This window comes from Lactonifactor sp. BIOML-A5, from assembly GCF_009677585.1.
In the GTDB taxonomy this organism is placed as follows: Bacteria; Bacillota; Clostridia; order Lachnospirales; family Lachnospiraceae; genus Lactonifactor.
In genome coordinates this window covers 221,172-232,876 of the sequence record NZ_WKYV01000002.1, presented here as the reverse complement: position 1 = coordinate 232,876, position 11,705 = coordinate 221,172, and the positions used below count along the sequence as shown (strand labels likewise).

Genomic DNA, 11,705 nt, shown 5'->3' with positions numbered 1-11,705 from the left:
TTTCTTCTCCGCCCTTAAAAAGCCATTCCGTTTGCCGCAACGGTTTCTTCAAATAAGGAATAGATATTATTTCGTTTGATTTCCAGCTGGTTTAGGATGAAGGTTTTTACAAAATTATTCTTAGGTTTATGTATGATTTCACAGGGTTTATCGTACTGGGAAATCATACCTTCATTTACAATCAGCACCCGATCGGAAAGGGTTAAGGCTTCCTCCGGGTCATGGGTGACAATAATCGTGGTCAGATGGTACTCCTTGGCAATGGTTTTTATACGCTCCTTAATTGACTCCTTAATGACGCCGTCCAGGGCACTCAGAGGTTCATCCAGAAGCAGAATCTTGGGCTTCATCACCATGGTGCGGGCCAGGGCAACCCTCTGCTTCTGTCCCCCGGAGAGCTGATCGATCCGTTTGCGCAGATGTTCCTCCAGGCCCAGGAGTTCAACCAGTTCGTCCACTTCCTCTCGGGTGGAAATTTCCGGTTTGTTTCTTAGCCCGTAAGTGATGTTCTGATATACATTCAAATTGGGAAAAAGAGCATAGTCCTGAAATACAATATTGAAGCCTCTCTTTTCCATGGGTTCACGGGTAATATCCTTTCCATCAAACAGGATGGACCCGCTGTCGGCATCTGTAATTCCCAGTATGAGATTCAGCAGAGTAGTCTTTCCGCAGCCAGAGGGACCAAGGATGGATACAATTTCTCCGTCCCGGATATCCAGGGAAATGTCTTTTAAGACAGGTGTTTTGTCATATGATTTTTTCACATGTTGTAATTGCAGCATGATCTCTACTTCCTTTCTTTGCATAAGCTATGTACTTGTTCTGGCGGGCATTTATGGATGCCCGTTAGAGATTCTGTGAATTTCGTTCCCGTCTGGAACATGGTCATTATAGCAATGGGGATGGAGAATAACAATGAAATGCAGTTCAAAATTAGGTTAAGAGAATGTAAAAGAAGAAAGCGGCAGGGGGCGGATATTCGGTAGTATTTCTACAGAATACCCGCCCCCCCTGTTCAGGACTTATATGCCTTATCACTGATAATCCGGCTGCTTTTATCCAGCTTGCCGGCAAAACGGTTATAATCGCTTACTATAATTCCCAGATAGAGCATATCCACCAGGGCTAACTGGGTGGTTCTGGAAAATATGGCGTCCCCATACAGAAGCTGTTCATTAGATGTGCAGAGCAGGAGATCTGCGTATTTTTCAATTACAGAATTCCTGAAGTTTGTCATAATTATTGTCCTGGCTCCGCTTTTTCTTGCAGTGCGCATCACATCTACCGTATCCCGGGAGCTGCCGGAATAGGAGATTCCTATGGCAACATCCTCTTTGCCCATGTTGCTGGCAGCAATTCTCTGAAGATAATAGTCATCAAAGGAATGGCAGGGAAGCCCCAGATATAAGAGCTTGGTACAGAGGTCCTTAGCGGTTGCCAGGGAGTTCTCCACGCCGAAGATGGAGATGCTGCGGGCGCTGACCAGGGCATCCACGGCATGCCTTAGGGTATCCCCGGAGATAAACTTCAGGGTATCCTCCAGACTCTGAATGGTGGTGGCGATTATTCTTCCAGGAACATCCTGTACTGAATCGGAGGCAGTAACCCGGTATCCGTACATAGCCCGGACATCCGGAGTCTGCTCTTCTTTTTCCTCTTTTCTGGCCCGGTCTTTTATGAGCTCGTACTGGAATTCCTTATAGCCTGAAAACCCAAGGGCCTTTACAAAACGTATTACCGTAGGCTGGCTCACTCCTGCGTTGCGGGCAGCATCGGCCAGGGAAAGCCCCAAAATATCCTCCTCCTGGTCCAGAACATATTGCCCGGCTTTCTGCTCCGAGGGCCTTAAAGAAGAGAAACTGCTTTCTATTATAAATCGAACTGTATTTTTTCTATTCATATACGGTCTCTGCAGCGGATGTAGTATTGCTACAGAATCTCCTTTCCTTTCTATAAGCTGAAATGTTACATATCTAATTCTTATTATAAAGGAGCGGCAAAAAACAGGATGTAAAATGTTTGTAAAGTCTTCCTTAGGATGCATAGAAAACAGCGGAAGCCCGAGACAGGGTTCCGCTGCTTTCAAACCAGTAAAAATATATGAAGGGGAGATTATATGATACCCGTCATACTTAAGATAACCTGTGCGACCACTGCGGATCCCACAAAGGTACCGATCATAACAAGTGCTGCCACCAGGATGCCTCTCCAGCCGATTTTCTTGAATTCTGCCCAGCTCTTCCCCATGGAAACGCCGGCAAAGGCAAGGACAGGAGTGGCAAGAGGAAGCATTTCCACTTTTCCGGTATAGGCAACAACCATTTCGCTTAAAGGGCTGACAGGCATGGCAACCAACAGGCCCACAATACTGATATACACCACAGAAGGAATGTTAAAGGGGATAAGCTCAGAGAGCGTATAGCCCACAAAGGCAATTGCAAGGAGAATCAGGATCCCGGGAAGGCTCTCCATGAGGCCGAAATCGCTGTAGATCCAGTTCCCGATATAAGCAATGGCTGTGATCAGTAGCATGATAAGACAGTATTCTAAAAATGTATCTAAGGTGAGACCTTTTTTTGCTTTTTCCATCGTTTGTTCCTCCTTTGTCTAGTTGGTTTTCACTTTCCTGTTTTTGCCCAGCACCGGTTCTAGTTTTCTGTACAGGAAATTACACAGAGGCAGTCCTATGAACATGGTCATATAGATACCGTCGGCTGTGGAGAGAAGGTTGCTGGTTGCGGCGTAAGCTGTAATTTCTGTTGCCATATCAGGAAACATGGAGACAAGGGGAGCTGAGGCGGCTGCCATCATACTTCCGCTTCCCACACCGGTTGCCATGGCAATGGCAAAGGGGTGCAGAGGGGTAAAGGAGGCCAGAACGCTGGACATAACCCCCATAAAGATCGTACCGATCAAAGTACCTACAATATAGATAATCATAACCCCGCGGCCTTCGGCTGAGTCCAGTCCATATTTGGATGCGATAAATCCCACGTTAGGCTCTCTGGCGATAGAGTGTGTCATACCAACTGCCTCGCGCTTGAATCCCAGGAGCAGTGCGAAGGGAAGCGCAACGAGAATGGTTCCCAGGTTTCCCAGCTCCTGGAGAATCAGGGCGGGGCCGGCTTTGATCACGGCCTCAATGGCAGCGCCGCTCTGGACGCCGACTTTGGCTATAAATACAGAGATACCGATTACGATAAATTTATCAGCCATGGAGGTCTGCTCTTTATTTACCCACTTTACAGGCTTTGCCAGGTACAGGATTAGCCCCAGAGCCATAGCGTACAGAAGGGGCAGGAACATAATGCTGCCGGATCCGATAGGAATTTTAAGCAGGCCTATTTTTTCAGATATCATAACGATCACCAGTACGGTGATAAGAAGCTTCCAGCTGGAAAAGATTTCTTTGAACTTATTCATATATATCCTCCTTTGTGCAGAAATTAGAATTTTTCCATGGCTTTTACAGCAGCCATGGCATAGGTGCCGGCTCCGATTACGATAGCCCGCTCATCGGCCTTGAAGTGGGGGCTGTGCCATGGATAGATACAGTCCTCCTCCTCATTTCTTACACCCAGCCAATAGAGAAAACCGGGGGCATATTTCATATATTCGGAGAAATCTTCTCCCCCTGTAACGGGAATAGGATCAAATACTTCTGCGCCGATGGATTCTACGGCATCTTTTGCAATATCAAATAACTGTTCGTGGTTATCAGTGACCGCCAGTTCATATATGTATTCCAGCTCGCCTTTGGCTCCGTAAGCTGCGGATACCTGTTCCACAATATCCCGGATTCTCTGCTCCACATAGTGCTGAACATCCTGGCTGTAGTTTCTTACGGTGCCGTACATTCTGACTTCCTCAGGCGTTACGTTATTTACTGTACCCTCACCGGCCTTTACGTTGCAGATGGATACCACACAGGAGTCAATGGGACTGACATTACGGCTGACGATAGTCTGGAGGGACTGGATAATGGCGGCTGCCACAACAATGGGGTCAATATTTTTCTGAGGCATTCCTCCATGGCCGCCCTTGCCCGTAATCTTAATATTGATTCTGTCTACAGAGGCCATAAGGGGTCCTTTTTTTACAGCAACACATCCGTAGGGGACATGAGGTTCATTGTGCATGCCGAAGACAGCGTCGACGTGGGGGTTCTCCATACATCCCAGGGCAACCAACTTTTTCGCTCCCAGGTTTACTTCTTCCGCAGGCTGGAAGAAAAACTTTACCGAGCCTTTTAAGTTCTCTCTCACAGATGCCAGCAGGCGGGCCGCTCCTAAAAGAGAGGCGGTATGAGTGTCGTGGCCGCAGGCGTGCATCTTGCCGGGGCGCTCTGAGGGATAACTGCTTGAGGACTCCTCCTGGATGGGAAGACCGTCGATATCTGCGCGAAGTGCAATGCAGGGGCCGGGTTCTTTGCCCTCCAGCAGTCCCACGACACCGGTTTCAAGTCCTATGTCCAGTATCTTAATATCCAGTTCCCGGAGTATGGCGCGGATGTACTCGGTAGTGTCATACTCCTGGAAACTGAGCTCAGGGTTCTTGTGCAGATGACGGAAGGTTTCGATAAATTGCGGGCTCATTTCTTCCATCAGTTCTTTGATTCTGATACTGATATCGTTCATAGCTGCTCCTTTCGGTAATAAATATTTGAGGGATTTTCCTGTGTTTTCTGCTTATTATAAAGAAAATAATCTAAAGTATAATTGATATATGAGAGAATTTGGATAGATTACTAAATAAACAGAAAATATATATATTTATTTTCATATAGTACAATAAAAAAGGTAATAGCCAATCTTGACTTTTTTTTACCGATTTAACACTTTTTGAGAAAAATTTTATAAAAACAACATATTTATTAAAAAAGTATAAAAAAGTTCACCAGCAAGTGGAAAATAAATCATTAAAATTGGAATCCTTTATCTCCCAGAATTACAATTTAAGAACTAACGTAATTCGGCGGCAACTCACACATACTATAATTGAACCTCGGTGTTCTTATTTTACAAATGAAAGGAGCAATACGATATGGAATGTACCTGCCACGGAACCCAAAGCAGTGATTTTCAGCAGGAGTGTACCTGTATCCTGGCCATGGCATCTGTGCCGGTCCAGAGCTGGGGAAAGATCTATGATCCTTCAACAGCTCTGAAAAAAGGCACAATTTTTGCCGATTTGGACCTGCCATTTTATATTACTGGAGGTGAAAGCCATGCTTGACAGAACAGCGCTTTTAAATGAATTGAATGATATCAGCTTTGTAATGAATGATGTCACCCTCTATCTGGATACACATCCCCTGGATGAGCAGGCTCTGGAACTCTTTGAACAGAGCAAAAATAGAAGAAAGCAGCTTATGCAGGAGTATGAACAGCAGTTTGAACCGTTAACCGTTGACTGTGTCTGTGTGGACTCTCACGGAGCCTCTCAGGATTTCTGCAATTACTCCGGCCAGCGGCATTTTACCTGGGTTGACGGTCCAACACCTTGGGAAGGAGGGCATATTTAATGTGGAATTATGAAAAAAGGCTTCAGTATCCTGTCAAAATATCAAAAACCTGTCCGAAGACAGCCCAGCTGATCATCAGCCAGTTCGGCGGACCGGACGGGGAATTGGCGGCTTCTATGAGATATCTTTCCCAGAGATATACCATGCCATGCAGAGAGGTTGCGGGCCTGCTCACAGATATAGGAACAGAGGAGCTTGCCCATATGGAGATTGTCAGTGCTATTATCTATCAGCTGACGAAAGATATGAGTATAGAAGATGCCAAAACAGCGGGCTTTGACGCTTATTATATTGATCATACTTCCGGACTTTGGCCCCAGGCGGCAGGGGGAATTCCTTTTAATGCCTGTGAATTCCAGTCTAAGGGAGATGCTATTACAGACTTGTTTGAAGACCTGGCAGCTGAGCAAAAGGCGAGAACCACTTATGATAATATTTTAAGAGTAGTTCAGAATCCTGAGGTGCGGGATCCCATTAAGTTCCTGAGAGCCAGAGAAGTAGTACACTTCCAGAGATTCGGTGAGGCTCTCGAGAAGACGAAGAGAAAGCTAGATGAGAGAAACTATTATTTCTTTAACCCTGAATTCGATAAACAGCTGCTGCGGCAGTAAATAGTAAAAAGAGAATCCGGCAGATACAGTGGGAATGTGCCGGGTTCTCTTTTTATACCATTTACGTAAAGGTAGACAGTAAGTTTAAAAGTGATGTTTGCTGTTCCTTATTCAATCTGTTCCAATGTCTCAGCAATTCTTTCTGCATAGGGGAGAGTATTACTGATTCACAGCCATCCCAAAAGAACTGAGAGAGGGTAATGCCAAAGGCGTTGCATATTTTCTCCAGGGACGATACGGAGGGAAGTATATCCTTTCGATACCAGGAAGATATGGTGGACTGCGGGAGACCAGACTTCACAGATAGCTGATACTCTGTCCAGTGCCGCTCTTCCCGTAATTGGGAAATTTTTCCTAATATATCCAAATAATCACCGTCCTTGCTAAGTTATATCGTAAATTATACTTGTAAATATCGTTGTAAAATAATAATAATTATCGTATAATTATTACGAGTATATTTATTACCAGTATTTTAAAATACATGCGGATCAAGGGGAGGCTGGTCTGCGCAGACAGGATTATAGAAAATGGGAGTTGAAAGAAAAAGAAGCAGAATCATTATTGCTACGAACAACCGAAATAGAATGGAAAACCTGCGTGCCATATGCCAGGTCTCTTTTGAAGTTCTGGAAACAAATTGCGGTCAGGCTGCCCTGGACCTTCTGGATACTTATGGACTTGGGATATCTGCTCTTCTGCTGGACTTTTCAGAAGACGCTGCAGGGGGATGGGACGCTATGGAAAAAATCAGACAGTCTGGGTTTACTGAGCTGGTTCCTGTGGTTGGGATTATGAAGGATATAGAGCTGGATAAGCTGGATCGGGCGCTCTCTCTTGGGGTTTCTGATATTCTTCAGGAGCCTTTTTATCCCCGCCTGGTAAAAAGGAGACTTGAGAATCTGACCCACATGAATGCTCAAAAAACAGAAACGGAAAAACTAAAAATCCAGGCTTCCACGGACCCTCTTACAAGGCTGCTGAACCGCCGCGCACTGGAAGAGAAAACACGTCAGATACTGAAGAGGGAATCGGAATTAACGGCTGTGTGTCTGATGGATATCGATAATTTTAAAAATATCAATGATGTCTTTGGCCACAGCGTTGGTGACAAAGTTCTGGCAGCAGTATCTTTGTGCCTAAAGCGGAATATCCGCAAAGAGGATATCATTGGCCGGGTAGGAGGGGATGAATTTGTGATTCTTCTCAGACATATCCTTTCACCTGAAGATGCCAGAGAAAGAATGCAGGATATCTGTTCTTTATTTGCAGATGTCCAGGGACAGCACAAAGTAAGCAGCAGCGTGGGAATTGCAGTATTTCCCAGGGACGGGACAGAATACAGGGTTCTCTTTGACAAGGCGGACAAGGCATTGTACCAGGCCAAGAATATGGGAAAAACCCGCTGTATTCTGTATGAGGAGAGCTTTCATCAATGTCCGTTCCGGTCTTCGGTATCAAAGGTGGATGGATCAGACGGATGTTAGATGGAAACAGGCCTGTAAGTATCATTTGGCTGATACTTACAGGCCTGTTTTGGTGTATTACATGGACAAAGCCATCATAATATAGTAAAATTTTTCTCAAATATGTTAGGAGGAGGCACAGTACATTGGACACTAAAATATATGACTCTATTCCTGAATTCCTGGAAGGTATCCCCGCTCATGGGAGTATTCACCTGGAATGCAACCAGGAGATGGGAGAGGATATATTTCAATATATAAGAGCGCACTGGGAGGCGGCCGATACGGCATTTCTTACCTTTCAGGACAAAGGATACGAACGACAGACGGTCATGGAATATATCAGATTTTTCCACAGCTTATTCGGAGAGACGAGATCGGTGGAGGACATACTGGAGGATTTTGACCTGAGGGACATCCGTAAGGCGAAGATCAGGTCTCTCAGACCGGGGGAATATACAAAGATTCAGCTTGCCCGGGTGAGTATGCAAAATGCAAAGCTGTATTTTCTTGCGGAGCCGCTGACAAACTTGAATGAGGGAGCCATGGGAAAGATCCTCCGCTGGATTGAAGAGCGATGGGAGGCAGGCGCGCAGTTTGTTACTGTCAATTCCTCCCTGAGGTATGCGCTTATGATGCCCGGTACTGCCTTTTACGTTGAGGATGGTAAATTCTGCGAGGTGGAGCAGGACGGAGAGGAATCGGAGGCCCCGGAGGAAGAACTGGAGATACTGAAGATTCCCGCGAAATCAGGAAACAGTACGTTGCTCTTTGAACCCAGAGATATTGATTATGTGGAGAGTATGAATAAATGCAGTTATCTGTCTGTCAGAGGGACTCTGTATCAGACACAGCTGCCCATGTATGAACTGGAGGAGGCTTTGAAGAAAGCAGGATTTTTCAGATGCCACAGATCCTATCTTGTGAATATTCAGAAGGCAGAGCGGTTTGAAAAGTGGACGAAGAATAGCTATGTTCTTATTCTGAACAATAAGGAGCGCAGTCAGATTCCACTATCCAAGGGGCGGATAGAGGAGATGAAAACGACATTTCACTGGTGATTTTTGTCTCCGTTCGTCCCTGCTGTGGCTCCGTTCGTCAGATTTTCGTTTCTTTTGGTCCGGCAAAGGCGCTGAATAAGCGGATGGTATTGCATTTCCCGGGTGCTGTGGCATAATGGACACAAAACAGAACAAGGAGGACAGCAAGATGAAGGAAATGATATATCTGGAGGATGTGTGTCTTGATTTTGGAAGCAGCTTTTCCCTGGACCATCTCAGCTTTCAGGTGATGTCTGGTGAAGTGTTTGGGTTTTTAGGCCCAAGCGGAGCCGGGAAGACCACTACCATGAAGCTGCTGACAAAACAGCTGCTGAAAAAGTCCGGGGAGATTCGGATCCTTGGAAAAGAGATCGATAAAGTGGAGAGAGAGGATTATGAGCGCATCGGTATCTTGTCTGATACCAGCGGTTTATATGAAAGAATGACCATAGAGGAGAACCTGAACTTTTTTGCGGCGCTTCGCAACGTACCAAAGAACAGTGTGAGGGATACCCTGGAGAATGTGCGGCTCTATGATCAGAGGAAGACTCTGTTGAAAAAGTGTTCCAAGGGTATGAAGCAGAGGGCGGTTCTGGCAGCTTCTCTTCTGCACAAGCCGGAGCTTTTGTTTTTAGACGAGCCTACCAGCGGTCTGGATCCCGCCACGATCCAGGAGATACATAAGATGCTAAGGCACCTCAACCAGCAGGGGACTACTATCTTTTTAACTACACATAATATGGAAGAGGCAGATAAACTGTGCAGCAGAATCGGGATTCTGAATCAGGGAAAGCTGATTGCGGGAGGGAGTCCCCGGGAACTGAAGCTGGAATATGCCAGGGACGAGATAGAGGTGCTGACCACGGATCGGGAGACACTGAAATATCCCAAAAACCGGGAAGGCGGGGAGCGGATCCGTGAATTGCTGGAGCAGGGACGCTGTCTTACCGTACATTCCCAGGAGCCGAATTTGGAGGAAATATTTTTACTGCTGACAGGGAGGGAATTTTAATGAGTATATCTATGAGAAAGCTTAGAGCGTTGTATAAAAAGGATCTGATGGATTTTGTAAAAAATCCGGCCATTTCTGCCAGTGTGCTTCTGCCCGTAGCATTTGTATTGCTGTATAAGTATGTGGTGGGCCCCAACCTGGCTATAGAAGAGGTCTCGGTATTCCTTCTGAATCTGGGGCTGCTTATGAACTGCAGTATGTCAGGCGTGTTGATTGTATCTACCTCTGTGGCTGAGGAGAAGGAAAAGTTTACCTTGAGAACACTGATTCTGTCTAATGTAAGCGCTATGGAATTCTTTTTATCCAAAATCCTGGTGGCTGTGTGCGTCACATTTCTGGGGAATGTGGTTATCTTTTTGATCTCAGGGGAGCCAACGGGGCATATGCCCGTGTACATTTTTGCCTCTCTGCTTGGGTCCTGCTGTGTGATTATGATTAGTGCTCTTATCGGCCTGCTCAGCAGGGATCAGATGAGCTGCAGCGTTCTACAGATCCCTGTTATGCTTCTTTTTCTGGTTCCCCCGGCTATGGCATCGGGTGCGGTTTTGACATTTCTGGCAAGGATCACACCTCTCGGGGCAATGCTTCAGGTATATTATAATTTGGTACAGGGAAGGTTTGGGGGCAGTACAGTACTGGCTTTTGCAGTTATCCTGGTCTGGTTGGTAGCCGCAGTTATATTATTTGGATATTTTTATAAAAAGAAGAATATAGATAATTAAAGGTATAACGGATACCGGCCGTAAGGGCAGTCCCAGATAGCGTTCGTGGGACTGCCCTTTATAAGTGCACGGGCAAAGCTCCTCGTCCGGGTGTTCTTTTCAGAAAGGGACATATGTTAAAGTATATATGTCCTTTTGGGAAATGGAATTTATGTGTTGTGCAATATATACTAAATATAATTGAGAAAGCGGCATAGAGTATCTATTATAACGAACCAGGAGGTAATTGCGTATGAAAATACAAGCGGCAGTTGTACATGAAGCCGGCCAGCCTTTCCAGATAGAAGAAGTGGAACTGTCCGGACCAAAAGCGGGTGAATTGTTGGTAAAAATAGTGGCCAGTGGGGTCTGTCATACAGATGAGGTGGCCCAGCACCAGGGAATTCCCGTTCCCCTTCCGGCTGTTCTGGGGCATGAGGGCTGCGGTATTGTGGAGGATGTGGGGGAAGGTGTCACTGAGTTTAGGAAGGGTGACAGGGTAAGCTTTTCCTTTGGCTTCTGCGGACACTGTGAAAATTGCCTTTCCGCTCACCAGCATGCCTGTGAAAACTTTAATGCCATCAACTTTGGGGGTGTTATGGCCGACGGGACCAGACGCCTGTCTCAGAACGGTGTGGAGCTTTCTTCATTTTTCGGCCAGTCATCCTTTGCCACTTATGCAGTCGTACATCAGAACAGTACCATAAAGGTTACGGACGATACCATTGATCTGGCGCTGCTGGGACCCCTGGGATGCGGAATACAGACAGGGGCAGGAGCGGTTTTAAACCGGCTGAAACCGGCGTTCGGATCCAGCATAGCGGTATTTGGCTGCGGCACAGTGGGCATGAGCGCTATTATGGCTGCTAAAATAGCGGGATGTGACAAGATCATTGCCGTGGGGGGCAATAAAAAAAGTCTGGAATTGGCATTGGAGCTGGGGGCTACTCATACAGTGAACCGGAAAGAATGCGATGATATTGTGGCAGAGGTTAAGAGGATTACCAACGGAGGCACACACTACAGCATAGATACTACAGGGGTGGGAGACTTTGTAAGAAAGGCCCTGGCAAGTGTGCGGTTCATGGGGACCTGCGTGGTTCTGGGGGCAACGGGGGATCTGACCATTAACGTGCAGCAGGAGTTAATGGGGGATGCCAAATCCCTTATTGGAATTGTAGAGGGGGATTCTATTCCAAAGCTCTTTATTCCTCAGCTGATAGAGTATTACAAAAAAGGCCGGTTCCCCTTTGACCGCCTGATAAAATTTTATGATTTTAAGGATATCAATAAAGCATTTGCCGACTCCCATAATGGGGATGTAATCAAGGCGGTTCTGAAGATGTAG

At 46.1% G+C, this 11,705-nt stretch carries 14 protein-coding genes; 8 read left to right on the top strand and 6 right to left on the bottom strand.

Features of this window, described 5'->3' with window-relative positions; all coding sequences use genetic code 11:
* Nucleotides 1-14: 14 nt before the first annotated feature.
* The 5 genes from GKG41_RS02510 to GKG41_RS02490 all read right to left on the bottom strand — a co-directional run bounded on the left by GKG41_RS02510 (nt 15) and on the right by GKG41_RS02490 (nt 4,640).
* Nucleotides 15-785, bottom strand: a complete 771-nt coding sequence (locus GKG41_RS02510; RefSeq protein ID WP_154256902.1) for an ABC transporter ATP-binding protein — start codon at nt 783-785, stop codon at nt 15-17.
* Between the two features lie 233 nt (nt 786-1,018).
* Nucleotides 1,019-1,903, bottom strand: coding sequence for a MurR/RpiR family transcriptional regulator (locus tag GKG41_RS02505; protein WP_154256901.1), 885 nt, complete (start codon nt 1,901-1,903; stop codon nt 1,019-1,021).
* Nucleotides 1,904-2,115: 212 nt separating this feature from the next.
* The gene (locus GKG41_RS02500) at nt 2,116-2,592 is read right to left on the bottom strand and encodes a hypothetical protein (RefSeq protein ID WP_154256900.1); all 477 of its coding nucleotides are present in this window, start codon (nt 2,590-2,592) and stop codon (nt 2,116-2,118) included.
* A gap of 18 nt (nt 2,593-2,610) precedes the next feature.
* Nucleotides 2,611-3,426 (bottom strand): DUF3100 domain-containing protein, encoded by an 816-nt coding sequence (locus tag GKG41_RS02495; protein WP_154256899.1) that lies wholly within the window; start codon nt 3,424-3,426, stop codon nt 2,611-2,613.
* Between the two features lie 23 nt (nt 3,427-3,449).
* Nucleotides 3,450-4,640, bottom strand: a complete 1,191-nt coding sequence (locus tag GKG41_RS02490; protein WP_154256898.1) for a M20 family metallopeptidase — start codon at nt 4,638-4,640, stop codon at nt 3,450-3,452.
* A gap of 406 nt (nt 4,641-5,046) precedes the next feature.
* On the opposite strand from GKG41_RS02490, the gene GKG41_RS02485 reads away from it, so the two are divergent.
* Genes GKG41_RS02485 through GKG41_RS02475 form a run of 3 tightly spaced genes read left to right on the top strand, consistent with a single transcriptional unit; the run spans nt 5,047 to nt 6,138 of the window.
* The gene (locus GKG41_RS02485) at nt 5,047-5,238 is read left to right on the top strand and encodes a spore coat associated protein CotJA (RefSeq protein WP_072854642.1); all 192 of its coding nucleotides are present in this window, start codon (nt 5,047-5,049) and stop codon (nt 5,236-5,238) included.
* Nucleotides 5,231-5,527: a spore coat protein CotJB gene (locus GKG41_RS02480; protein WP_154256897.1), complete on the top strand. Its 297-nt coding sequence runs from the start codon at nt 5,231-5,233 to the stop codon at nt 5,525-5,527. Before GKG41_RS02485 ends, GKG41_RS02480 begins: the two co-directional genes overlap by 8 nt.
* On the top strand, nt 5,527-6,138 hold the full coding sequence (locus GKG41_RS02475) for a manganese catalase family protein (protein WP_154256896.1): 612 nt from the start codon (nt 5,527-5,529) through the stop codon (nt 6,136-6,138). Before GKG41_RS02480 ends, GKG41_RS02475 begins: the two co-directional genes overlap by 1 nt.
* A gap of 61 nt (nt 6,139-6,199) precedes the next feature.
* On the opposite strand, the gene GKG41_RS02470 is transcribed toward GKG41_RS02475, so the two are convergent.
* On the bottom strand, nt 6,200-6,505 hold the full coding sequence (locus tag GKG41_RS02470; protein WP_154256895.1) for a helix-turn-helix transcriptional regulator: 306 nt from the start codon (nt 6,503-6,505) through the stop codon (nt 6,200-6,202).
* A gap of 163 nt (nt 6,506-6,668) precedes the next feature.
* Between GKG41_RS02470 and GKG41_RS02465 the strand changes: the two genes are divergently transcribed.
* From GKG41_RS02465 to GKG41_RS02445, 5 genes are all read left to right on the top strand, one after another.
* A complete protein-coding gene (locus GKG41_RS02465; protein WP_154256894.1) occupies nt 6,669-7,625 on the top strand; it encodes a diguanylate cyclase response regulator in 957 nt (318 codons plus the stop codon).
* A gap of 125 nt (nt 7,626-7,750) precedes the next feature.
* Nucleotides 7,751-8,665 (top strand): LytTR family transcriptional regulator DNA-binding domain-containing protein, encoded by a 915-nt coding sequence (locus GKG41_RS02460; protein ID WP_154256893.1) that lies wholly within the window; start codon nt 7,751-7,753, stop codon nt 8,663-8,665.
* A gap of 148 nt (nt 8,666-8,813) precedes the next feature.
* On the top strand, nt 8,814-9,656 hold the full coding sequence (locus tag GKG41_RS02455; protein ID WP_154256892.1) for an ABC transporter ATP-binding protein: 843 nt from the start codon (nt 8,814-8,816) through the stop codon (nt 9,654-9,656).
* Nucleotides 9,656-10,378, top strand: a complete 723-nt coding sequence (locus GKG41_RS02450) for an ABC transporter permease (RefSeq protein ID WP_154256891.1) — start codon at nt 9,656-9,658, stop codon at nt 10,376-10,378. Before GKG41_RS02455 ends, GKG41_RS02450 begins: the two co-directional genes overlap by 1 nt.
* A 232-nt stretch (nt 10,379-10,610) precedes the next feature.
* Nucleotides 10,611-11,705 (top strand): NAD(P)-dependent alcohol dehydrogenase, encoded by a 1,095-nt coding sequence (locus tag GKG41_RS02445; protein WP_154256890.1) that lies wholly within the window; start codon nt 10,611-10,613, stop codon nt 11,703-11,705.

Excerpts from the sequence above, each read along its gene's own strand:
- GKG41_RS02510 (WP_154256902.1), bottom strand. The coding sequence starts at position 785 with ATGCTGCAATTACAACATGTGAAAAAATCATATGACAAAACACCTGTC.
- GKG41_RS02505 (WP_154256901.1), bottom strand. The coding sequence starts at position 1,903 with ATGAATAGAAAAAATACAGTTCGATTTATAATAGAAAGCAGTTTCTCT.
- GKG41_RS02500 (WP_154256900.1), bottom strand. The coding sequence starts at position 2,592 with ATGGAAAAAGCAAAAAAAGGTCTCACCTTAGATACATTTTTAGAATAC.
- GKG41_RS02495 (WP_154256899.1), bottom strand. The coding sequence starts at position 3,426 with ATGAATAAGTTCAAAGAAATCTTTTCCAGCTGGAAGCTTCTTATCACC.
- GKG41_RS02490 (WP_154256898.1), bottom strand. The coding sequence starts at position 4,640 with ATGAACGATATCAGTATCAGAATCAAAGAACTGATGGAAGAAATGAGC.
- GKG41_RS02485 (WP_072854642.1), top strand. The coding sequence starts at position 5,047 with ATGGAATGTACCTGCCACGGAACCCAAAGCAGTGATTTTCAGCAGGAG.
- GKG41_RS02480 (WP_154256897.1), top strand. The coding sequence starts at position 5,231 with ATGCTTGACAGAACAGCGCTTTTAAATGAATTGAATGATATCAGCTTT.
- GKG41_RS02475 (WP_154256896.1), top strand. The coding sequence starts at position 5,527 with ATGTGGAATTATGAAAAAAGGCTTCAGTATCCTGTCAAAATATCAAAA.
- GKG41_RS02465 (WP_154256894.1), top strand. The coding sequence starts at position 6,669 with ATGGGAGTTGAAAGAAAAAGAAGCAGAATCATTATTGCTACGAACAAC.
- GKG41_RS02455 (WP_154256892.1), top strand. The coding sequence starts at position 8,814 with ATGAAGGAAATGATATATCTGGAGGATGTGTGTCTTGATTTTGGAAGC.
- GKG41_RS02450 (WP_154256891.1), top strand. The coding sequence starts at position 9,656 with ATGAGTATATCTATGAGAAAGCTTAGAGCGTTGTATAAAAAGGATCTG.
- GKG41_RS02445 (WP_154256890.1), top strand. The coding sequence starts at position 10,611 with ATGAAAATACAAGCGGCAGTTGTACATGAAGCCGGCCAGCCTTTCCAG.